The sequence below is a fragment of the Larkinella sp. VNQ87 genome, from assembly GCF_049445795.1.
Lineage (GTDB): Bacteria > Bacteroidota > Bacteroidia > Cytophagales > Spirosomataceae > Larkinella.
In genome coordinates, this window is record NZ_JBMSDT010000010.1 from 1 (window position 1) to 23613 (window position 23613).

Genomic DNA, 23613 nt, shown 5'->3' on the forward strand with positions numbered 1-23613 from the left:
GGGCTTGGGCTAGTTCCAGCACACTGAGACGGTGCTGAGCGAGTTTTTGATTAGCATTCATTTTCTTGGTTTTATTCAAAGTTAAAAATACTAACTTTGTCAAGCAAGAAAGTTAAGAATACATAAAATCTGTACGTATGTTTTCGACCAGTAGCACTACTGGCTCCTCCGGTTGCCGGAATGGTGTTGGCATGTTGTCAACGTCCGGCCCCTGACCGCACGCCATCGAGCCACTCATTGTTGATCGTTTACTTTCAATTATTCTACGTGTTTTTCTTATCCGCCAAACTTCTGCTTTATGAAAAGAACTATCCTATTGCCTCATTTTGCAGGTTTTTTACTCTGCAGTTTTCTGTTGATATCCGACGCCGTCGCGCAATGGTCGACGGCAAGCCTGAGCCAGTCCCGCAACAAACTTGCCGGAGCCAGCGCCGGTGGGAAAGCCTTTTTCGGTGGAGGATTCGAGGGAGTTACTGCCTCCAAAACGGTCGATGTTTACACCCGGTCAACCGATTCGTGGTCGACCGCTACGCTGAGCGAAAGCCGGGGCGACCTGACCGCCACCGCTTCCGAAGACCTGGTATTTTTCGCCGGGGGAAGCAGCCTTGAAAATAGCGGTTTTTCCAGCCGGGTCGATATTTACGATGTTGTCAATAATGCCTGGTCGCAGGCTAGTTTATCCCAAAGCCGTTCGTCACTGGCATCGGCCCAAACCGGCCGGAAAGTCCTGTTTGCTGGGGGAATTCGGCTGGAGGGTTCGTTCATCCCGGTACTCACGACCAAGAAAACCGTCGATGTGTATGACCTGATCGACAAAACTTGGTCGACGGCCGAATTGTCGCAGGCCCGCTCCAGCCTGGCGGGTGTGGCCGCTGGCGGAAAAATCTTTTTCGCCGGGGGCTACCGAAGTTTGGGCTCGTACTCCAATCGCGTTGATATTTACGACGAGGCTACCGGAACCTGGTCGACAACGGACCTGTCGCAGGCGCGTAGTGGGCTGGCTGCCGTGGCGGCTGGCGGGAAAGTCTTTTTCGCAGGCGGTTTTCAGGGGCTGCTGAGTGGCGGTTTTTCCGACCGGGTCGACATCTATGACCTGAGCAGCAGCACCTGGTCGCAAGCCACCTTATCGAGCAAACGGGCGAACCTGACTGCCACTACCGTTGGCGATAAGGTATTTTTTGCCGGTGGTGAAAATACGAATGGCAGTCAGACGACGGTGGACATCTACGATCTGACCACGCAGAGCTGGTCGACGGCGGAACTGACGAAAAAACGGAAAGACCTGGCGTCGGCCAGCGTGGGGAACAAAGCCCTTTTTGCGGGCGGTTTTGTCGGTCTGTTCGACGGAGGATCGACGCTGACAGTGGATATATTTACAGCAACGGCTATCGAGGAACAACCGAATCTCTCGTCTTCAACGGTTTGTCAGGGTAGCCCGGTGAGCACCTCGATCAAAGCGCTGGGCGATAATTTGACGTATCAGTGGTACAAAGGAGCACCCAATACCTCAGCCACGCAGGTGACCGATCAAACATCGGCTACGTTGTCGCTGGGATCGGCTCAGCCGGAGGATTCCGATACCTACTATTGTCGGGTGAGCGGTGATGGGGGAGTTGTCTGGTCGGAAGGTTTCTCATTGACCGTAAGTGCCTTACCTTCGGCCCCGATTATTGCGATGGGTGGACAGAGCACCGTAAACGTAATTCAGAACACGCCGTTTGTTGTGTTGAGCATCACCGGTTGCGAGTCCGGTACCGTTTCCTGGTCGGGTTCGAACGGCAGCAGCGGGTCGGGTACCAGCATTTCCGTACCGACTTCGGCCGTAACCACCCTGACGTATTCTGCAACCTGCACGGTGGGAAGCTGCGCGAGTCCGGCCGGAATGGCCACGGTGAATGTTACCACCGGAACGGCAACCGGCAGCTTCGATGGCTTTATTTACGGAGCCGATTGCAGCACGTTCCGGGGATGGGCCTGGGACCGGAACAAGCCAAACACGCCGGTTTCGGTCGAAATTTTGGATGGTCCAGATGTTATTGCAACGCTCCAGGCCAGTGTCTACCGCCAGGATCTGAAAGATGCCGGGAAAGGAAACGGCAATCATGCCTTTCTGTTTGCTATACCGGAAGCGTTGAAAGACAACTTACCACACCGCCTTTCAGCCCGCGTGACCAGTAGTAACTTCATTCTGAAAGATTCTCCAAAAGTTTTGATCTGTCAGGGTAGCAACGCTACGCCCGGTAACCAATTGCCCAAACCGCCGACGCCCACGGTCTTGATTGCGCCGATAGCGGCTCAGGTGGGCGTGCCTTTCTCGGCTACACTGGTGGCTTTTACCGATCCCGAAGGCACCAACTTGACCTACAACCTGACCGGTTTACCCAACGGGTTGTCGATCAATAGCAGCAGCCGCGTCATTAGCGGGATGCCGAGCCAGGATGGTGTGTTTGTTTTGACGTATCAGGCCACGGACGAAGGCGGAGCCAGCAACAGTGTGAGCTTCCCGCTGACGGTGCTTCCGGCGCCCTCCGGCCCGGTAACGGGTAGTTTTGAAGGCTATCTGGACAAAGTGGAGTGCGGCAGCATTCGCGGCTGGGTCTGGGACCGTAACAAGCCCAATACGCCGGTAACCGTCGAATTTTATACCGGTGGAACGGTCTGGGGAAGTACGGTTGCGAATATTTTCCGGCAGGATCTGAAAGATGCCGGAAAAGGAAACGGCGCGCACGCGTATAGCTTTGAAGTGCCGGCTATTTTGAAAGACGGCACACCGCGACTGATTTCGGCGCGGGTACAAGGTTCAACCTACGACCTGAAATGGTCCGGCAAGTCACTTACCTGCGCTTCGCCGGGCCGACTGTCAGCCGAAAACGCCGGTTCGCTTCAGGTTATGGTGCTCGGAAATCCCGTTCGGGATCGGGTGACGGTCGAAGTGCGGGGCGTTGAAGGGCAAATGCTGCGGATTACTCTGTCGGATGCACAGGGGTGGGTGATCGGTGAGCGTCTGATCGAAAAAGCGGGAGCTGTTGAGCGTCAGCAATTTGAGGTACTGCGTCAACCGGCCGGTTTGCTGTTCCTGAAAGCAGGTACTGCCAGCCAGAGCCAGACACTGAAGCTGGTAAAACCGTAAGATAGACAAAAGAGGAGAGACAAAAGACAAGAGAACGGTTATTTCGACTCGTTTCTCATGTCTCTTGTCTTTCCTCTTTTATCTTTTGCACTAATTGCCCACCATAAAAACCGCGTTTCCGAACAGCAGCTTTCCGTTGTACCAGAAGCCCCGGAACAGCGGATCATCCATGATGTAGACTACGCTGCCACGGCCCAGGTCCTGCACCCCGTACAACAACGTGTTATTCAGCTTTGTCTTCGCATTTTTTCCCACGAAACCGGCCACGTAGTTGTCTTTTTTCAGGTACCCGACATTCCAGCCATCGCGCAGAAAATCATAGTCGTACACATTCTGAACCAGCGAAAAGTAACCGTTCGCGTAGCCATACGCCAGCGGGTGCGAGCGGTCTAGATCGACGCGGTACACACTGCCGGGCGTTTCTTCCGAAACGGCTTCGCGTTCCCGCTCACCGTACAGGCGCAGCGTTTCATCCGGTTCCGGTTTTTTCTCGGCTTTATCTTTCCGGGTTTCGGGTTTCTCCTCTTTCTTTTTCAGGCCCCAGTCCGGTTTGTCGACAAAAAACTGGGTCGCCCGTTCCATGACGATTAGTTTCCCTCCGGCCTGCACCCAGTCTTTCAACTTGCTTAGTGTTCGGTCGTTCAGGATTCGGCCGTAACCGTAGCCTTGCGGAAGAATCAGCACATCGAGACCATTCAGCGAGGTGTTTGCCAGGGCATTTCCATCGATCAAGGTCAGCGGATACCGAAGTTCCTGGTCGAAATAATGCCAGACCTCGCCCATCGAAGTGGGGGTCGTAACATCGCCAGTCAGGACCGCAACATGCGGGTTTTTGAGGGAGAAAACGCTCCCTGAACCAAAGTCGGCCCCCTCCGCCACAAAGCCCGTCGTGGCCGACAGCAACTTGACACCGTACTGGTCGGCCTGCTGCTGCACAATCTGGTGCAAGCGGTCGCCCAGCCGCTCGTTCCCGGCGCGGGTGATGATCAGGGTACCGGCTTCGAAGGTTTGGTTGTCCTGTTTGAACGTGCGCTCGGCCACCCGGACCCGTACCTTATTTTTCAGCAAACCGGCCAGAAACTGTACATCTTCCGCAGATTGCCAGCGGACGAGGTAGGCATACGGTTTTGTGGCCGGGTTGAGGGCCTGACCGGAAGCGGCAGAATTACCGGAAGGGTAAACCACCGGAGTCAGTTTGTCTTTCAAACCGTAGGCTTTCAGGCCATAGGCATACGGAATACTCCAGGCCGTGATGTCGTAGGTCACCGAATCTTCGAGGGTTGATTTGGGTTCGAACAGGATTTTTAGCAGGGTCGATTTGGGTTGATAGGCGCTGATAACCAAATCGTTGTTGTCGATTGAAACCGCTTCGTTTTTTTGGGTTTGGTAATTGAATCCCGTCAGTTTCTGGGCTTTCCCGGCCAGACCGTACCGAATCAGGTTATTATCCAGCAGTTTCCGAAGCGCCTTGATCCGGCCCGGGTCGTTGGCGGTTTTGATCAAATAGCTTTTGAAGTCACCAATCGGATTGTTGATCGATTTTTCGAAAAAACCGGTGAAGTTTTTAACCACTTCGTCGGGTCGGTCGGCGACCGATTCCAGGGTGGCGAAGCTGGCCGTGTAATGGTGATCGATCCGTTCGCGGAGCGTGAGGGTGTCACCGTCGTTTTTCTGATAAGCCAGTCCGGCCCGGCCCCCACCGCCCTGTTCGAACGTCATACCGATGGCTCCGTTGTAGGTCGGCCAGGTATCCCCATAGCTGGGGTAGAACAGGTCGAAATTCTCGCGGGTAAAATACAGCCACCCGTTTTTGTCGAAATACCGGCTGTTGTATTGTCCGATGATTTGTTGAAAATTCCGTTGCCAGGGCGTAATATCTTCGTGGTACGGTTTAGCCGAAGGGGCGAAGTAATACGGACTTTCCGGACCCATTTCGTGAAAATCGCCGTGCAGATGCGGCATCCATTGCTGGTAAAGCGCCATCCGCTGCTGCGTAATTTCCTGCGTCTGCCAGGCCCAGTCGCGGTTGGGGTCAAATAGGTAATGGGTATACCGGCCACCGGGCCAGGGTTCGCTGTGTTCGCGGGCAAAAGGCGTGGGGTCGGGGGTCGTGCCGCTGACCTGGTTGTACCAGTTGACGTAGCGATCGTGGCCGTCGGGATTCAGGCAGGGGTCCAGAATGACAACGGTATTCGACAGAATTTTCTGCGAAACCGGATTGGCCGTGTTCAGGAGGTCGTGCAGCACCAGCATGAACGCTTCCGAACTGATGGCCTCGTTGCCGTGAACATTGTAGCTGAGCCAGGCAATGGGTGGTTGGGGCTCCTGGCTTGTCGCTGGGGCCGTCGAACTGGCTGTACCCAGACCGATTCGGCGAAGGTGAGCAGTCCGGATTTCCTCAAGCCGGGCCAGATTTTTTTCGGAAGCAACCACTACTGCCATCAGTTGACGGCCTTCGAAGGTAGTTCCGTAGGGCACTAATTTGACGCGTCCCGGATTTTGCCGGGCCACATACTCAGCATAGGCCAGAACGCGGTGTTGGGGCGTAAACCGTTGCCCGACGGTATAGCCCAGGAATTGGTCGGGGTGTTGTAACTGATTCTGAGCGAGCGAAGTCAGGGTAAATACTAGGCTCAGACCAAACAAAAAGAGGTGTTTCATGTAAAGGAATTGATGAAAAAAATCCGGCAATTCCCAAATTTAACCTGAAAGCTTCAAACCCCACCAAATTCAAGAAAAATCAATTTTTTTTAGTCAAAGATTTGCATGGATCATTCTTCGCCGTATCTTTGCACCACAATTTCAGAGACGGGGTCATCGAAATCAAACGACAAACCAACTAATCTGAATTTGGCCGATTCGTCTAGCGGTTAGGACGCGGCCCTTTCACGGCTGAAACACGGGTTCGATTCCCGTATCGGTCACGCCGAAAATTTGCTAAAAGCGTTGTAAGTCAAGCACTTGCAACGCTTTTTTGTTTTCCGGCTTTGGCGTTCCCCGTGCTCCATGCTGCCGATTCGCGCTGAAAATAGGCTGCGAATTGCTTCCGGTTCTATGTTTGAAAAAGTGTTCAGCAGGAGACAACCTACTCAAGACTTCGGGGTAATCCTAAAGCTGCACTGCGACTATGTTCCAAGAAATTTATCGAGTTCCCCATCCTGATTACGTCTGACTGCAAATCCATTCTAATTAGATTGAAAAATGTCTGGTAATATTTGTTTTAAAAGTCTGATAATGCGGATATTTTCTTAACCGCTGACAGCCGTTTGCAGCTACGCTACGGCAGGGATTCAACACTTCGTTTTGCTGTAACCTTCTGATCGAACGGAAACCGGAATTTTGAAGCCGCCGGTGTAGAACGTCAAAAGTTGGTCTGATAAATGCTGTGATATTGGCATAGTAGATCCTAAAACGTGTACGTCATGCCACTTCCCGCCAACGAAGCAGGACGCCTGGCGGCCCTGCGTCGGTATCAGATTCTGGACACCCTGCCCGAAGCGGAGTTCAACCGGCTGACTGAACTGGCTTCCCTTATTTGTCAGACACCCATTTCGTTGGTTTCGCTACTGGACGAACATCGGCAATGGTTTAAGGCCCGCATGGGGTTGGAAATAAGTGAAACGAGCCGCGATATTGCTTTCTGTCGGTATGCCATTATGGATCAGGCACTGCTGGAAGTCGAAGATGCAACCCGGGATGAGCGGTTTTACGAAAATCCACTGGTTACAGCCGACCCGCACATTCGATTTTATGCCGGTTATCCGCTGACTGATCCCCACGGGTTTGCTCTGGGCACCCTGTGCGTTATGGATCGTAAACCGAGAAAACTAACCGAGGATCAGCGCCGATCGTTGCAGCTTCTGGCGCAAACCGCTACCGATTTAATCGTTAAAAACCGGCAGAAGCAGGAGGTCGAGCAACTGGAGAGTTTATTCGTATTTTCCAATGATTTGCTCTGTATTGCCGGAACCGATGGATACTTTAAAAAGATCAATCCGGCGTTTCAGCAGGTGTTGGGCTGGGAGGAATCCTATTTGCTAAAAACCCCATTCTTTGACTTGATTCATCCCGATGACCTTGCCGAAACCTACCGGATGGTGGAAGAACTGAAGGCGGGCAATCGGGTCATCAATTTCTCCAACCGTTTTCGCTGCAACACGGGCACGTACCGGCTTCTTCAATGGGTAGCTACTCCCGAACCAATGACAGGTTTTTTGTTTGCCATCGCCCGCGACATTACCGAAGCGAAACAGAAAGAGTTTCAGTTGTACCAATCGGAGAATAAGTTTCGGTCCTTTTTTGAAAATTCGCAGGGACTTATGTGCATCCATGATCTGGAAGGCAGGTTATTGACCGTAAATACCGCAGGTGCCCATGCTCTGGGTTATGAGCCTGAAGAACTCGTGGGCATGAATTTAAGCGAACTAATACCTACCCTATGGAATGGGGAACTTACCGCATATCTCGAAAACATTCGGCAAACCGGGCGGGCCACCGGCCTGATGTACACCCGGCATCGGGACGGTTCGATCTTGATCTGGCTGTTTAACAACGTCCTCGAAAATGATTTGAATGGTCAAACCTTTGTGATCGGCAATGCCATCGACATTACCCTTCGGTACCAACTGGAAACGGACCTGAACCGAACCAAGGAAATGCTGGAGCAGACCAACGAAGTGGCCCGGATCGGTACCTGGGAAATAAATGTGCCGAAGCAGACTATCTACTGGTCCAGCGTAACCAAAGCGATTCACGGGGTTAGCGACGATTTCGTTCCGGATTACGAATCGGCCGTTTCGTTTTTTAAGGAAGAAAACTACCTGAAAATTACATCGGCGATCGAACGGGCCATCCAGGAAGGTGTACCTTATGACCTTGAATTACAGATTGTTACCTATGTGGGGAAACCCATTTGGGTTCGGGTTCAGGGGACGTCTGACTGGGAAGAGGGCGTTTGTAAACGCCTGTACGGTATTATCCAGGATATCGATGAAAAAAAACGGGCGGAACAGGAGCTACTTAACGAAAAGTTACGCCTGGCTGCCTTTGTCGAACACGCTCCTGCTGCTGTAGCCATGTTTGACCGAGACATTCGCTACGTGGCCGTCAGCCATCGCTGGATGGAAGAATACCAGTTGACAGAAAGCGTGATTGGGCGGTCCCATTACGAAGTTTTCCCGAATATTTCCGACGAATGGCGGGCAATTCATACTCGTTGTGTACAGGGGGCTGTCGAGAAAAGTGATGAGGACATCTGGCGACCGGCGGGTTGGGATTACGACCAGCACCTTCGCTGGGAGGTCCGGCCCTGGTATCAGTTTGATGGTTCTATCGGAGGAATCATGATGTTTACGCAGGATATTACGGAGATGTGCCAGCAGCGGGATGAATTGAAAAAAGCCAAACAACTGGCTGAGCAGGCCAGTCGCGCCAAATCAGAATTCCTGGCAAACATGAGCCATGAAATTCGCACACCGCTCAACGGCGTAATCGGTTTTACGGATCTTGTGCTGAAGTCTGAACTGAATCCAACCCAACAACAGTACCTGTCGATTGTCAGCCAATCCGCTAATTCGCTCTTGGGAATCATCAACGACATACTGGATTTCTCGAAAATAGAGGCTGGTAAAGTGGAATTGGTGATTGAAAAAACCGATCTCTACGAAATAAGCAACCAGGCGATCGATATGGTTTCATACCAGGCCCGGAATAAAGAACTGGAAGTGTTGATGGACGTAGCTGCCGACCTGCCGCAATTTGTGTATACCGATGCAATCCGAATAAAGCAGGTTTTGGTAAACCTGTTAGGAAATGCCGTAAAGTTTACCGAACGGGGCGAAATCGAGCTGCGCATCAGTCTGGTAAATCGGTTGTCGGAAGGAAAGGTCACCTGCCGGTTTGAAGTAAGAGATACCGGGATTGGCATTAAACCGGAGATGCAGGGGAAGATTTTTGATGCGTTTTCTCAGGAAGACCCTTCGACAACTAAAAAATACGGTGGAACCGGCCTAGGCCTGACCATCTCCAACAAACTCCTGGAACTCATGGGGAGTCGACTGCAGCTAACGAGTACACCGGGGTTGGGTAGCTGTTTTTATTTTGAAATCCAGCTTCGGGCGGAGGAAAAAACCGAACTGGTTTGGCCCAGTCACCGATCGATCCGAACGGTGCTGATGGTTGATGACAATGAGCGCAGTCGGCACATTCTCCGGGAGTTGCTGCGATCCCGGCAAATTCAGGTGGTGGAAGCTAGCAACGGTTTTGAAGCCCTACAAATTCTGGCCCGGAAACAGGATTTTGATGCCCTGATTATTGATTACCACATGCCCTACATGGATGGTCTGGAGACGGTTCGTAAAGTGCGCTCCAATTTTACCGGTCAATTCAGTGGTTTGCCCGTTATTCTGTTGCATCATTCGCCGGATGACGAAAAGATGGTGAAAACCTGCGAAGCATTGGGTAACACCCAGCGCTTGCTCAAGCCCGCCCGCAAATACGAGCTGTTACAGGCGCTGGGGCAACTCGTTCGACAGGAAGAAGTACCGGCTCGGGACAGACCGATACCGGAAAGCCGGGTTGCGTCACCAGCCGTAAAGGTATTAATTGCTGAGGATAACAAGATTAATCTGCTGCTGGCCAAAGTGATCGTAAATCGCCTTTTGCCGAATGCCCGGGTGATCGAAGCAACAAATGGACAGGAAGCGGTTGACGGTTACCGGCGCGAACATCCGCAAATTATCCTGATGGATATACAGATGCCCGTGATGAATGGATACGAGGCTACGGAAAAAATTCGGCAACTGGAGCCGGTGGGGCGCACCCCGATCATTGCACTGACTGCCGGCACGGTGAAAGGAGAAAAAGAAAAATGCCTGTCGGTAGGAATGGATGATTTTCTTACGAAGCCGATCGTTGAGTCAACGCTGGCCAGCCTGTTCAACTTCTGGTTAGGAATCGGGCTGAACCAGCAAACGGATGCATAAATAATGCGAAACCCCGACAATGGCCGGGGTTCATGTTTTCGGTAAGGCAGAGAATAATGATAACTGAAAAGTTAAAAACAGGTCAGAGATCGTATTGGAATCAGGATACCGATCAAAGACCGATATCATTCAATGCGGTATCAATTTCCTGGGTCAACCGGATCAATACCTGACTATGAGCTTTCTTTTTCTGCAACCGTTCGGAAAGCTGAGCAGGCATAAAGGCGTCATGGTCCAGGCATGACTCTGCCAGGAAGCTGTTCAGCGTGTCCAGCACACGTTGTTGCAGGTGGGTGAGCTGGAAAACGATTTTTTGATTGGTGGCCGGATTTTGTTCCAGTTTCTCAATCATATTGATCAATACATTGTGTTTCTGCTGGATTTCATTCACCATTTTCAGCCAGCGCGTTTCAATCGCTACCTGATGAGGTAAATTTCGGTCCTGATGCGGTAACATTGATACAAACACAGCTAATTGACGGGCTCTAACTTCAAAATTCTGTGTAAAAATACATGAGTATAACTACACAGAAAAGTAATTTATTAAACTTTTTTAAAAATAGTTTTTATATGATTGATTTATAGATAGTTGTATTAATTATGCGTAAATCATTTTACGAGTCATACCACCGTCGACTGTGAAGTTCTGCCCGGTTATAAATGAATTGACATCGTCGATCAGAAAAAGGATCATACGGGCAATATCATCGGCTTGCCCCACGCGTCCGCTGGGATGCTGGCTGTGGTCTTCCGGCCTCAGTTGTTCTGCCCGTGCTTTCCCTTTTTTCTTCAACGCCGAAACATCTATCCATCCCGGACTAATGCAATTGACCCGTACGTTCGGTCCTAAACTGATGGCCAGCGAGTGAGTTAGGGCATAAATGCCACCCTTCGAAGCCGAGTAGGCAAACGTATCGGGTTCTGACTGGAACGCGCGGGTCGAACACAGGTTGACGATGCTGCCCTGTTGCTCGGCCAGGTGTGGTGCGGTATATTTGGCGCACAGAAAAGCCCCCGTCAGGTTGATTCCGATTACTTTATTCCAGTCTTCGAGCGAAAACCGGTCGAGTGGCTTATTAATCATGATGGCGGCATTGTTGACGAGGTGGTTAATCTGGCCAAACCGGTCAAGGGTTGCCCGGACAGCATTCTTGACGGCGGTTTCGGACGAAACGTCGCAGTTGAGTACCAGGGCCTTGGAATTGGCAGATTTCATGGCGTCGGCCAATTCCTCGACGGCCTCGGGGTCATTTTCCCAAACGGCAACGCGGTAGCCGTGGGTGAGTAAATACTGCGTTGTTACGCGGCCAATCCCTTGCGCTCCTCCGGTCACAATTACGGTTTGCATAAGCTGTTGAGTGGATGATGAGTGGTTATCAGAGGCCACTGGCAAGCTGAAAAAACGAACCCGCCAGGGCTTTCCGGTCCTGACAATGCCCCTAACTTACCGATGGATGTTGAAAATTGCCTATAATTCTATTTACCGACACTCTCTACCCGAGGGACATCGTTTCCCAATGGCGAAATATGAGTTGATTCACGATCAGCTCCTGTACGAAGGCACTTGCTCACCGGATAACTTTTTTTCACCAGGTCTGGTCGACGATCAATGGGTGCTGAAAGTACACACGGCAGCGTACGTCCGGCAGTTAAAAACACTGAGTGTTCCGGCGGTGATGATGCGTCGAATCGGATTTCCGCTCACGGAAGGACTCATCAAGCGGGAGTGGACGATTACGCAGGGCACGATCGACTGTTGCCGGATTGCCCTCCAAGACGGAATTGCCATGAATGTGGCCGGGGGCACTCATCACGCCTTTCCGGACCGCGGAGAAGGATTTTGTTTGCTGAACGATGTGGCCGTTGCGGCCCGGTACTTGTTGGATAATCAGCTTGCAAAAAAGATTCTTATCATCGATCTCGACGTGCATCAGGGAAACGGAACCGCCGTCATTTTTCAGCAGGAACCGCGGGTGTTTACCTTCAGCATGCACGGCAAAGACAATTACCCGCTTCGGAAAGAGGTCTCGGATCTGGATGTTGAACTACCCTCGGGCACGGGTGATGAAGACTACCTGAACCGTGTGTATGAACTTATTCCAACCCTGTTAAAAGAACAAAAGCCGGATTTTCTGTTTTATATTTCCGGCGTCGATATTCTGACGTCCGATCGGCTGGGTCGGCTCAGTGTGTCGCGTGAAGGGTGCAAACGGCGCGACGAATTTGTTTTTGAACAGGCCCGCAACGCCGGGTTACCGATTGTGGTCTCGATGGGAGGAGGGTACTCACCCCGGATTGCCGACATTGTAGAAGCTCACTGCAATACGTTTCGGTTGGCTGAAAAAATGTACTTTTGAACGGAAATGTGGTAAACCGAATTCTCAACTGGGTTGAGATTCAGACAGATGTTAGGAATACAACCATGAAAATAGCGTATTTAACTTTCTCACTCGGGTTGACCCTGTCGGTTTCGTCGCTGGCCCAACAGCCAACGCCTTCGTCTTCAACCGAAGAAATCCAACGGCGGCTGCGTCGGACGGAAACCCGCACGACCACCGCGAAACTTTACCCCGAACGGGATACGATTCTGGCATTGCTCAAGACCCGGATGGCGGTTTTACATCCCGGAACGTCAGTTGGAACTTCACCTTCCACCTGGTTTACCGACGAAGCCCGCATCACGGATTCGGATGGTAGCCAGAAAAGTCCCGCCGAATACCAGGCGGTTCGTGGAAAAACAGCCTACGTCAATTACCGGGTTCGGAAGCTAGAAATCAATGAAAAGACCGCCCGGGCAACCGAAACTTTTTCACTGTTACCAGTCCGGAATTCGACAGTAAGCCCTCAACAGGCGACGGCTACCAGCCAACTTCGGAAAGATACTGAAGGGCGGTGGCGCATCACCGAAATGCGTGTAACGACCAAATAACCAGTTTATCCAATCTATCCGTATGAGTCGTTATCGGTTTAGCATCGATTTAGGGGAAACGTTTACTGATTTTGTCATGATCGACGATGCCGGGCGGCTGTCGATCAAGAAGATTCCTACAACGATCCATGATTCAACCCGTACGCTGGTTGAGGAACTGAGTTTCTTTTTACAGGAGTGCAACATTATCCCGCCGGATGTTGGAAAACTGGTTGTGGGACTCAGCGTTCAGATGCCTCCTCACCTGGCAGTCGATTGCGCCCGTGATCTGGAAGCGAAACTAGTTGGGGCCGGTTGGCGCTCCTCAATTCTCCTGGTGTCGGCCCATGGTCGGATTTTGCCCATTGAAGAAGCCGCTCTGGATCCGCAATCGATCATGAGTCCACGCATCGGTGGACTCATGACCGGACGGTACTTTGGCGAGCAAATCGGGCAGAAAAACCTGGTGGTTCTGCGAATCGGTGGTTCTTCGGCTTTTGTGTCGCTGCAAACCGAACTGTCGGGTCGGTCGATGGATACGCTCGATCAATCACTCGAAAAGCATGGAATAAGTTTGAATTTGGGAGGGAACAGCTACATTGGCCTGAACGAATCCGGCGACCCCATCCTTCTGCCCGAACATGCAACACCCGGCCCCGGCCCAGCTTGTTTCGATCGCGGGGGTGAGTACCCGACGCTGACCGATGCCGATCTGGTGATGGGGTATCTGAACAAGGATTACTTTCTGTACGGGTCTATTCCGCTAAAAATTGATCTGGCTCGAAAAGCCATTTTAAAATACCTTGCTACCCCACTGCATATCAGTGTAGTAGAAGCTGCCATGCGTGTCTCGAACGGAGTTGAGACTACGATTGCCAATCAAATTCGGGAACTGATCGGTACCCATTCAGCAAAATCAGCGTCGTACAGCTTATTGGCCTTTGGTGGGGGCGGTCCCGTCCATGCCGGCGAAATTGCCCGTCAGCTCGGAATTACCCAGGTGGTCGTACCGGTGGGTGCCGGGGTATCGTCGGCGTTGGGGTATTTATTGGTACTTGCTGAAAATGATCCGGATTGGGAAATCCCGCCGACCTTACACCGGGCCGGGTATTACAATCCGACCCAACGATCGGGGGATTTTCATGCCTTGAAGGGATACCGGTCGGTGTATTACGAGAAGGATCTGACACCTTGTGGGTGCCCGATTTATGACCGCGCCGGTATTCGTGCCGACGACACGCTCTCAGGGCCAGCCATCATCGAGGGGCCGGAAACCACCGTGGTGATGCACGAAAAAAGCTTCGCCCGCATGGACTCGTTCCGAAATTTAAGAATTAACCTGCGGTAACCGTACCCACGGACTAGAGTCCGTATGAGATAGTAAATCGTCAAGTTGATACCAACACTGGATCATTGAAGCTCACACGGACTAAAGTCCGTGGGTACGAGTGGGTACGTTAGGAATTATACACGGAGAATGACGCGATGCAATCGAACTTCCGGATGCGGGACGGGTTGCGGTTTCTAGCAAAAAGATGGAGCGTCGACCATCCCCGAACCGGCACGCTAAACTGAAGTTGTTGTATATTGCCGGAACGGGAAACCGTCACGGGAACCTCAGTTCCTTTGGATTGGCCAAACCGACTGACGGTGCAGAGATATTCCAGATTTTGCTCGTTTTCGAGCGTAATGGTCGCCCGCCCCTGAACCCGTAACTGTCCCTCGCGCGGAAAATCCGGCCCAAAACCCAACTGAAAATACGGATCATAAAGTTTGGGAAACCGGTCGAATTCACTTTTGCTGAGCGGCTGATTGAGCAACTGCCAACGTGGGTCGGTTGGAAAGTGTTGGGAAACAAACAGTTCGGGTGGTGTCAGGAAGTAGAAATCGTTACTTCCTGCTTCATTCGATGCAGTTGTTACGGCCCAGGCCAGGTCGAGCAGATACCAGTCGTCTTCAATCCGGACGGCGTTCCACTCATGATCAACCTGGCGAATGGGCTGTCCGGCTTCTTTATCGTCGGTTCGTGCATATCCCCGGATCGTAACCGACTGAACCCCGGCACGTTTAAGGAGGTATTTAAACAGCAAGGCGTAGCCCGTGCACAGGCCTTTGCGTTGCCGAAGCACCCGGTTGGCATATTCAAGTTCAGAATAATATTTCTGAGAGCCACGGTTGTTGACGGCCGCCAAATCATAGCGGATGTGCGAAACCATCCAGGCATAAATGACCCGCACTTTGTCCATATCGGTGCGGGCCGGAGCCGTCAGATAATCGGACAGGCTGGCAATGCTGCGGGTGTATGAATCCGGCGCATGGCGGGCATAGTAGTCAATCTGGCTGTAGTTGTCCGTAACCGGATTGACGGTTGCGGGTCTAAGGCCGAGGCAAATGAGTAAAACAAGTACGGTAGGCAGGAATCGGCAGCACATAGATCATCGACACTTCGACGATAAAACAGAAATCCAAACCGGTTTATTGTAGGCGGTTAAAATTCTACGAACAGACAGCTTGATTCAGAACGGTTTAGATATAAAAAAACCTGTAAGTGATCACTTACAGGTTCGGAAGAAGTAAGGTATACGTTCATGATTTATCGGGAAAACTTCAAAACCGGGAACTGGCGTTGCAGGAGGTAATAGCTACCGAAAAGAACCGTGGAAAAGGTTAAATCGCCCAGAACACCGTTTAAAAAGAAAGACTGTCCGTTGAAGAATGCCAGCCCAGCCGCGTAACAGGCCAACAGACCCTGCGCAGTTTGCGGATAAAAAGAACTGCCGTACCAGACGACAAAATTGGTCACCAGATAGAAAAGCGTGGAGGACAGCAACGACGCCACGAGCACCCGGCTGACTGTAATTCGACGGAGCATGACAACCCCCAGGCCCCAGATGAGGGCGAAGGAGCCGTACACCGCGCCCATGCCACTATGAAAACCGATCAGCAGGTCACTCACTAGCATAGCGGCCAGCGGAATCACCAGCCCAATCCATTTGCGTTCAAACGTAGCGGCTCCGAACAGGGCCAGGGCAGCAATCGGTGTAAAATTGTACGGGTGAGGAAGTACCCGGCTAAACGCCGTTAGTAAAACGATGGTGGCCAGGGACACCGTACGGATGTGAATTCGCTTCATGGTGCAAAATTACACCGAATTTTAAAAAGTGTCAAAAACCGACCGTTTTTGCTGACGGATCAGGCTCTTTTTTTTGAAAAGCTATAAAAGTATCATTCGCTCATCGATCAGTAGAGTTGGTAAAACACCAAAATGTCCTTCACCTTGTCCCGTACCCGTTTAAGCCGCATTTTAACGGCGCTGTCTTTCACCTGTAGTAAAACGGCCATCTCCCGGATGTTCATATTGTGCTCGTATTTCATACGCAGGTACATCGATTCGCTGGGAGCAATCTTTTCCAGAATCAGATCGATCATCTGGTAGCGCTCCTCCAAGCCGGCATAATCGTTGGTTTCGGCCAGAGATTTAGTCATCTCAAGGTCCAGTTCGACACATTCACTCCGCCGACGGCTCATTTTCAGACGATCCATACAATAATTGGTCGAAACCGTATAGAGCCAGGTCGAAAAGGTCGATTTTTCCTTGAAGTTGTGCAGACCCGATAACACCCGTACAAATATGTCCTGGGTATAATCCTCGGCGTCGGTGGGGTCTTTGGTGATGGTTAGGCAACGGCGATACACTTTGTTGGAATACCGTTGATAGAGTTGACCAAAATAATCGCTTTTTTGGGTAGCAAGGTAATACCGTACCAGCTCCTCGTCGGTGTGACGATTGGTGTTCATAAAGTTGATAGCTACAGAGAACAATAACTATTCTATTGAACACAAAGAGGAGGCTGACCCTTTGAGTAATAGTACTGAGCGGTCGCTCAGTGGTTCAAAACTATTGATTGTTCATGCAAATGTCAAGCAATTTCTTACTACTTATTCAATTTTTCCTAAATCAGATGTAAGGGTTATATGGGCAATTTTTTGGATTGAAACCCGTAATTATACCGATGTATTGGTAATGAGTTGAATTTTGGGAAGCTTTCGGTTAAGGAGTGGTTAGGAAAAATTCTTCATTTCGTTTTATGGCCATAAGCAGAGATCAGTCAAAAAAGTTACGCGATGAAAAACCGACAAAGCCTGTTACCTTTGCCAAAAAGATGAAAAGGGTTTACTGACCCTGGCCGAAAACCGAATTTGCTTTACGAATGGTACAGAACGACGAATTGATACGAATCATTGACCTGCTCAATACGACCTATGAAGGAGAAGAAGCCTGGCACGGCCCTTCGCTGGTTGAGGCCCTGAGTGGGGTTTCGCCCGAAATGGCGGGGCACCGGATAACGCCCAACACCCACTCGATTGCTGAACTGGTCTTTCACATCACGAGCTGGCGAATTTTCTGTGTCAAGAAAATGCAGGGCGACAAGGAGTTCGACATCAAAACCCCGGAAAAAAACTTCGGTTCGTTTCAGGTCATCGACGATTTTGAATGGGAAGCGCTACAAATGGAACTGAGCCTGAGCCAGGAAGAACTAATCAATGAACTGGACAAGCGCGATGACGATGAGTTCCTGGAAGACATCGTGCCCGGTCGGGACTATACATATTACGATATGCTGCACGGAATCGTTAATCACGACACGTACCATTCCGGTCAAATTGCCATCATTAAAAAAGCGCTGAAGTTCAAAGGCCTTGACTCGGATCACACCCGCGATGAGTTCGGACCTTCCTATGGTGATGATTTCGATGACTATTAATAGCCACTGAATCTATCTGCAATTTTAACTCTCCACCGTACGTGAATTACTGGCTCGTTAAGTCCGAACCGGACGCCTATTCATGGGATCGATTTATTGAACAGGGAAAAGCGGTTTGGGATGGTGTCCGAAACTACCAGGCCCGCAATAACCTGGCTTCCATGCGGTTGGGCGATCAGGTGTTGTTTTACCACAGTGTGACGGGCAAAGAAGTGGTGGGTCTGGCAAAAGTCAGTCGCGAATCCTACCCGGACCCAACCAGCCCGGACGATCCTCGCTGGGTGGTGGTCGAACTCGAGCCTGTTACCCGCTTTCCTAAACCGGTCACGCTTCAACAAATCAAAACTGAACCGCTGTTGCAAAACCTGGCACTGATTCGCCAATCCCGGCTCTCGGTCGTGCCCGTCAGCCCGAATGAATTTGAGTGTATTTTAGCTTTAGCGCATGCACAGTAACCGTCTGGACCTGCTCACGCCCGAAAACTGGCCTTCCTACGAACTGATCGATACCGGCGGTTTTGAAAAACTCGAACGGTTTGGGTCCTTTGTCCTGAGCCGCCCCGAACCGCAGGCCATCTGGCCCAAATCCTTACCTGAAACGGACTGGCAGCAGCAGGCACATGCGGTTTTTAAACGGGACAAAGGTTCGCAGGAAAAAGGGGAATGGGCCGTGGGTCCAAAAATGGACGAAAAATGGTTCATCCCGTACCGGCAGCATGGCCTGGACCTGAGTTTTAAGTTATCGCTCTCGTCGTTTAAACACGTCGGAATCTTCCCCGAACAGGCGGTCAACTGGCCCTATATTTACCAGAAAGTATCGGCCCTGCCGGTCGAAAAACCGCGCGTGCTGAACCTGTTTGCCTACACGGGCGCGGCTTCGCTGGCGGCCCGACAGGCCGGGGCCGAGGTGACCCACGTCGATGCGGTTCGGCAGGTCATTACCTGGTCGAGGGAAAACATGGAGGCCAGTCGGCTCGACAACATCCGCTGGGTGGTTGAAGATGCGCTGAAATTCGTCCGGCGCGAGGTTCGTCGCGGCAACACCTACCACGGCCTTATTCTGGACCCGCCCGCCTATGGACGCGGGCCGGAAGGCGAAAAATGGCTGCTGGAAGAACACCTCGCCGACCTGCTCAGGGCCTGCGCGGACCTGCTCGACCGGGAACACTTCTTCCTGATCATCAACCTGTACTCCCTCGGTTTTTCGGCCCTGATCCTCGAAAACCTCATGCGGGCCTATTTTGCCAAACGACCGAACGCCGAATTTGGTGAACTCTACCTGACCGACAGCTTCGCCAAACGCTTGCCGCTGGGCGTTTTTTACCGGTTTTCTTCCGTCTAAAACCGCTATATTTGTGGTAGTAACCGGCCCGGCAGTCAGAGGAAGAAGCGGCACGAAGGGCGGTTTTTCAAAAAAGCATGGGTAAAGTCTGGAGCCTTTGGGGGTTGATCTGTTGTAGTTTGCTGCTGGCCTGTTCCGACGACGATCGTCGGCAGACCCGCATTCCGGCGGTTCCGCAGAATTCGGCGGATACGCGGAATCAGGCGGCTCTCGAAGCCCTGACGCGGGCGATCAGCCAGAGCGATGCAGCCTCGGCTTACGCCAAACGGGCGGCTATTTACATGAGCCTGGGAAAAACCGACGAAGCACTGACCGACATCAATGATGCGTTGGAGCGCGAAAACAACGAAGGCCGGTATCATCTTATTAAAGCCCAGATCCTGCGTCGGCGTCAGTCGTACGAAGATGGGCTGGAAAGTGCCCTGCGGGCTGAAGGCTTAGGTGTCAATACGCCGGAACTTTACATCGTCATCGGGGATTTGCTCCAGCAACAAAAGCAACTCGACCGCGCCCGCTATTACCTGGTCAGGGCGCTGCAAATGGCTCCGTACGAAGGAGAAGCCTTTTATTTTAACGGATTGGTGGCCGCTAAAGCGGGTGACACCACCCGGGCATTACTCTATTACAACCGGGCTTTGAGCCTGAAACCCCGGTTTCTGGAGCCTTATGTCCAGTTGTCGATCATTCACTCGGTGCGGGGGAATTATCCAACCGCCATTACCTACAACAAGCGCGGAACTACCTATTTTCCGAATGATCCGGGATTGCTCTATGCTCTGGGGCATATTTACCAGCAGACATCCGTAGAAGACAGCGCTTACCTGTATTACCAGAAAGCGTTGCGGTTGTCTCCAACAATGGTTTCGGCGCATTTTCAATCTGGGCTTGTGATGATGAAAGTCCGGAATCTGGAGCAGGCGTTGCGCCACTTCGACCAGGTATTGAAACTGGACCCGAAGTTTCCCCGCATTCAGTTTTACCGGGCGATGGCCTACGAACAACTTCGCCAGTGGGAACAAGCCGTCCAGCTTTATGCGTTAGCCATGCAGGAGAATCCGGCCGATCAGCAAGCCTACTACGGGTATTGGCGGGTGCAAAAGCGAAAAGAGTACGGTACCGAAACCGTTCTATCGTCAGAAAATCGGCCCAGTCCACTAACACACCCCGGTTCTGTCCTCGACACTACCCGGGTCCGGATTCGGATGATTCAGCCGCGCACCCGGTTTTCCCGCGATTCAACGAGAAATTAAGGGCAATTCTTTGCTTTCAGTGTTCTTTTGTGAAAAATTGCCGCCTGAAGACGAATGACTAACTTAACACAAAAATGAGTGACCAAATTCGAATTACCTTGCCTGACGGTAGTGTCAGGGAGTACCCCAACGGAGTAACCAGCCTGGAGATCGCTGCGAGTATCAGCGAAGGACTGGCGCGGAATGTACTGGCGGCCAAAGTAAACGGTACCGTCCAGGATGCGACGCGCCCGATCACGACGGACGCGACGGTTACGCTGTTGACGTGGAACGATCCCGAGGGCAAATCGACATTCTGGCACTCTTCGGCTCACTTGCTGGCCGAAGCCCTGGAGGAACTATATCCCGGGATCAAGTTCGGGATTGGTCCCCCGATTGAAAAAGGATTTTACTACGATGTTGATCTGAACGGCCAGCATTTTTCCCAGGAGGACTTCAAGAAAGTGGAGGATAAAATGCTCGAACTGGCCCGCCAGAAACAGGAATTTGTCCGCCAGCCGATCAGCAAAGCCGAGGCTGTTGCGTATTTCGAGCAGAAAGGCGATCCGTACAAACTGGATTTGCTGGAAGGGCTCGACGACGGTACGATCACGTTCTATTCGCAGGGCAACTTCACCGACCTTTGCCGGGGGCCGCACATTCCGAACACCGGTTTTATCAAAGCCGCGAAAATTATGAATGTGGCCGGAGCCTACTGGCGGGGTGACGAGAAAAATAAAATGCTGACCCGGGTTTACGCCGTGACGTTTCCGAAACAAAAGGAACTCGACGAATACCTGCACCTGCTGGAGGAAGCCAAAAAGCGCGACCACCGCAAACTGGGCAAAGAACTCGAACTGTTTGCGTTTTCGGAGAAAGTCGGGGCCGGTTTGCCGCTGTGGTTGCCCAAAGGGACCATGCTGCGCGAACGGCTGGAAAACTTCCTGCGGAAAGCCCAGGTCCGGGCGGGTTACTCGCCGGTTGTAACGCCCCACATTGGTGCCAAGCAGTTGTACGTGACCTCGGGCCACTGGGAGAAATACGGCGAAGATTCGTTTAAACCGATTCTGACGCCCGAAGCAGGCGAGGAGTTTTTACTGAAACCGATGAACTGCCCGCACCACTGCGAGATTTATAAAACCAAACCGCGTTCGTACCGCGATTTGCCGCTGAGGCTGGCTGAGTTCGGCACGGTGTACCGCTACGAGCAGAGTGGCGAGTTGCACGGACTGACGCGGGTACGCGGTTTTACGCAGGATGACGCCCATATTTTCTGCCGTCCGGATCAGGTAAAAACCGAGTTTATGAAGGTGATCGACCTGGTGCTGTACGTGTTTCGCTCGCTCGGTTTCGACGATTACATGGCGCAGATTTCGCTGCGTGATCCAGAAAACAAGCACAAGTACATCGGCTCCGACGAGGTGTGGGAAAAAGCCGAAGCCGCCATTGTGGAAGCCGCTGCCGAAAAAGGCCTGCGGACGGTCACCGAACTGGGTGAAGCCGCTTTTTATGGACCAAAGCTCGACTTTATGGTGAAAGACGCCTTAGGCCGGAAATGGCAATTGGGCACTGTCCAGGTCGATTACAACTTGCCCGAGCGGTTTGAACTCGAATACACCGGTTCGGACAACCAGAAATACCGCCCGGTGATGATTCACCGGGCGCCGTTTGGCTCGATGGAGCGGTTTATTGCCATCCTGATTGAAAATACTGCCGGAAATTTCCCACTCTGGCTCTCGCCCGATCAGATTGCGGTGTTGCCGATTTCGGAGAAATACGAGGACTACGCCAACGAGGTATTTCTGACCTTGCAGGAGCACGATATCCGGGGCTACGTCGATCACCGGGATGAGAAAATCGGCCGGAAGATTCGGGATTCAGAGATCAGCAAAGTACCGTTCATGCTGATTTTGGGCGAAAAAGAGCAGTCGGAAGGCCGGGTTTCGGTGCGCCGGAAAGGCGAGGGCGACGTTGGTTCGATGTCCATTGCCGAATTTGTCGAGTTCTTCCAGAACGAGATTAAACCGGCGCTGGCCCAACCGGCGTGAAAGAATGATGAATTATGAATGATGAGTTATGAATGGGCTACCGCAGCGCAGTTAATTCATAATCCATCATTCATAATTCATCATTATCAATACTTCCTTGTTTTTTCTTGTGCCGAATTGTCAAAATCTTTATTTTACCGGAAACTTTATAAAATTCATTACGTTATTAGCACGTAATCACCCGCAACAGCGGATTATTTTCAACTCTAAACACACTCTATGGCATTACAGCGCAGACCCATGCGCCCCCCGCGTGTGGTCGAAGAACCCTACCGGATCAACGGCCGAATTCAAGCCCGCCAGGTTCGGGTAGTTGGTGAAAATGTGGAACAGGGCATTTACGACATTCAGCAGGCTTTGGCGATGGCCCAGGCTCAAAATCTAGACCTCGTCGAAATTTCGCCGAATGCTGTCCCGCCGGTTTGCCGCATTGTCGATTACTCGAAGTTCAAGTACGAACAGAAGAAGAAGCAAAAAGAAATCAAGGCGAAGGCGCAGAAAGTCGTTATCAAGGAAATCCGGTTCGGGCCGAACACCGACGATCACGATTTTGAGTTCAAACTCAAACACGCCATCAACTTCCTGAAAGAAGGTTCCAAGGTAAAAGCATACGTCCAGTTCGTGGGCCGTTCCATTGTCTTCAAGGAACGCGGTGTCGAACTGCTTCAGCGGTTTGCCAAAGGACTGGAAGATATTGGTAAAGTAGAAGCCGAACCCAAGCTGGAAGGCAAGCGGATGACCATGTTTCTGGCTCCCAAGGCGCTTGTGCCGAAGAAATAGATTCCTTTTCATTTAAGGTTTAATGTTTGAGGTTTAACGAACTCCGTAATCGTTAGACCTTAAACGGTAAACCTTAAACTTTTTTTACTATCTTTGCGGCCTGTTTCACAATCAGCAACAAGTCTGTTTATCACAATGCCAAAAGTCAAAACCAACTCGGGCGCCAAGAAGCGGTTCAAGCTCACCGGCACCGGCAAGATCAAACGGAAGCATGCCTTCCACAGCCACATCCTGACCAAAAAGTCGACCAAACGCAAGCGTAACCTCGTACACGATGCGCTGGTGTTCAAAGGCGACGAACGCCGGATTCAGGTCATGCTCGGTCTGGCCTAATCGCCAGCCAACTCGCGGATTTTCCGCACGGTTTCATGTTCAACCCGATTACAGGCCCCAAAAGAATAGTTAAAAATTAAAAGTTAAAAATTAAA

18 protein-coding genes and 1 tRNA gene are annotated in these 23613 nt (G+C 51.6%); 13 read left to right on the top strand and 6 right to left on the bottom strand.

Translation table 11 applies throughout. The features are described 5' to 3' along the window. Positions 1 to 298: 298 nt before the first annotated feature. Positions 299 to 3130: a Kelch repeat-containing protein gene (locus tag ACO2Q8_RS17905; protein ID WP_423346222.1), complete on the top strand. Its 2832-nt coding sequence runs from the start codon at positions 299 to 301 to the stop codon at positions 3128 to 3130. Between the two features lie 90 nt (positions 3131 to 3220). Here the strand turns inward: ACO2Q8_RS17905 and ACO2Q8_RS17910 are convergent, their stop codons facing one another. After that, positions 3221 to 5791, bottom strand: a complete 2571-nt coding sequence (locus ACO2Q8_RS17910; RefSeq protein WP_423346223.1) for a M14 family metallopeptidase — start codon at positions 5789 to 5791, stop codon at positions 3221 to 3223. Between the two features lie 191 nt (positions 5792 to 5982). Between ACO2Q8_RS17910 and ACO2Q8_RS17915 the strand changes: the two genes are divergently transcribed. Beyond that, positions 5983 to 6054 (top strand) — tRNA-Glu (locus ACO2Q8_RS17915). Positions 6055 to 6552: 498 nt separating this feature from the next. Beyond that, positions 6553 to 10113 (top strand): PAS domain S-box protein, encoded by a 3561-nt coding sequence (locus ACO2Q8_RS17920; protein ID WP_423346224.1) that lies wholly within the window; start codon positions 6553 to 6555, stop codon positions 10111 to 10113. A gap of 112 nt (positions 10114 to 10225) precedes the next feature. On the opposite strand, the gene ACO2Q8_RS17925 is transcribed toward ACO2Q8_RS17920, so the two are convergent. Both ACO2Q8_RS17925 and ACO2Q8_RS17930 read right to left on the bottom strand, forming a co-directional pair. Beyond that, the gene (locus ACO2Q8_RS17925) at positions 10226 to 10570 is read right to left on the bottom strand and encodes a hypothetical protein (RefSeq protein ID WP_423346225.1); all 345 of its coding nucleotides are present in this window, start codon (positions 10568 to 10570) and stop codon (positions 10226 to 10228) included. Between the two features lie 141 nt (positions 10571 to 10711). Continuing rightward, on the bottom strand, positions 10712 to 11461 hold the full coding sequence (locus tag ACO2Q8_RS17930; RefSeq protein ID WP_423346226.1) for an SDR family oxidoreductase: 750 nt from the start codon (positions 11459 to 11461) through the stop codon (positions 10712 to 10714). A 106-nt stretch (positions 11462 to 11567) separates the two neighbouring features. On the opposite strand from ACO2Q8_RS17930, the gene ACO2Q8_RS17935 reads away from it, so the two are divergent. The 3 genes from ACO2Q8_RS17935 to ACO2Q8_RS17945 all read left to right on the top strand — a co-directional run bounded on the left by ACO2Q8_RS17935 (position 11568) and on the right by ACO2Q8_RS17945 (position 14369). Further along, positions 11568 to 12470 carry a histone deacetylase gene (locus ACO2Q8_RS17935; RefSeq protein WP_423346474.1) on the top strand — a complete coding sequence of 301 codons (903 nt, stop codon included), beginning with the start codon at positions 11568 to 11570 and terminating at the stop codon, positions 12468 to 12470. A gap of 65 nt (positions 12471 to 12535) precedes the next feature. Then, on the top strand, positions 12536 to 13042 hold the full coding sequence (locus tag ACO2Q8_RS17940; RefSeq protein WP_423346227.1) for a hypothetical protein: 507 nt from the start codon (positions 12536 to 12538) through the stop codon (positions 13040 to 13042). A 22-nt stretch (positions 13043 to 13064) separates the two neighbouring features. Further along, positions 13065 to 14369: a hydantoinase/oxoprolinase family protein gene (locus ACO2Q8_RS17945; RefSeq protein WP_423346228.1), complete on the top strand. Its 1305-nt coding sequence runs from the start codon at positions 13065 to 13067 to the stop codon at positions 14367 to 14369. 109 nt (positions 14370 to 14478) lie between these two features. Here ACO2Q8_RS17945 and ACO2Q8_RS17950 read toward each other — a convergent pair whose 3' ends face one another. From ACO2Q8_RS17950 to ACO2Q8_RS17960, 3 genes are all read right to left on the bottom strand, one after another. Then, the gene (locus ACO2Q8_RS17950; RefSeq protein ID WP_423346229.1) at positions 14479 to 15453 is read right to left on the bottom strand and encodes a transglutaminase domain-containing protein; all 975 of its coding nucleotides are present in this window, start codon (positions 15451 to 15453) and stop codon (positions 14479 to 14481) included. A 161-nt stretch (positions 15454 to 15614) separates the two neighbouring features. Beyond that, positions 15615 to 16154 (bottom strand): DUF6580 family putative transport protein, encoded by a 540-nt coding sequence (locus tag ACO2Q8_RS17955; protein ID WP_423346230.1) that lies wholly within the window; start codon positions 16152 to 16154, stop codon positions 15615 to 15617. A gap of 107 nt (positions 16155 to 16261) precedes the next feature. Beyond that, entirely contained in the window at positions 16262 to 16819 is a 558-nt protein-coding gene (locus tag ACO2Q8_RS17960) for an RNA polymerase sigma factor (protein WP_423346231.1), read from the bottom strand. A gap of 413 nt (positions 16820 to 17232) precedes the next feature. Between ACO2Q8_RS17960 and ACO2Q8_RS17965 the strand changes: the two genes are divergently transcribed. The 7 genes from ACO2Q8_RS17965 to rpmI all read left to right on the top strand — a co-directional run bounded on the left by ACO2Q8_RS17965 (position 17233) and on the right by rpmI (position 23518). Continuing rightward, positions 17233 to 17787 carry a DinB family protein gene (locus ACO2Q8_RS17965; RefSeq protein WP_423346232.1) on the top strand — a complete coding sequence of 185 codons (555 nt, stop codon included), beginning with the start codon at positions 17233 to 17235 and terminating at the stop codon, positions 17785 to 17787. Between the two features lie 41 nt (positions 17788 to 17828). After that, positions 17829 to 18242, top strand: coding sequence for an EVE domain-containing protein (locus ACO2Q8_RS17970; RefSeq protein WP_423346233.1), 414 nt, complete (start codon positions 17829 to 17831; stop codon positions 18240 to 18242). Next, complete coding sequence (locus ACO2Q8_RS17975) at positions 18232 to 19128, top strand: class I SAM-dependent methyltransferase (protein WP_423346234.1); 897 nt, start codon at positions 18232 to 18234, stop codon at positions 19126 to 19128. Before ACO2Q8_RS17970 ends, ACO2Q8_RS17975 begins: the two co-directional genes overlap by 11 nt. A gap of 77 nt (positions 19129 to 19205) precedes the next feature. Then, positions 19206 to 20378: a tetratricopeptide repeat protein gene (locus ACO2Q8_RS17980; RefSeq protein WP_423346235.1), complete on the top strand. Its 1173-nt coding sequence runs from the start codon at positions 19206 to 19208 to the stop codon at positions 20376 to 20378. A 74-nt stretch (positions 20379 to 20452) separates the two neighbouring features. Then, positions 20453 to 22405, top strand: a complete 1953-nt coding sequence (gene thrS / locus ACO2Q8_RS17985) for a threonine--tRNA ligase (RefSeq protein ID WP_423346236.1) — start codon at positions 20453 to 20455, stop codon at positions 22403 to 22405. Between the two features lie 219 nt (positions 22406 to 22624). Then, positions 22625 to 23185 (top strand): translation initiation factor IF-3, encoded by a 561-nt coding sequence (gene infC / locus ACO2Q8_RS17990; RefSeq protein WP_423346237.1) that lies wholly within the window; start codon positions 22625 to 22627, stop codon positions 23183 to 23185. Positions 23186 to 23320: 135 nt separating this feature from the next. Next, a complete protein-coding gene (rpmI, locus tag ACO2Q8_RS17995) occupies positions 23321 to 23518 on the top strand; it encodes a 50S ribosomal protein L35 (protein ID WP_379841332.1) in 198 nt (65 codons plus the stop codon). Positions 23519 to 23613: the final 95 nt, after the last annotated feature.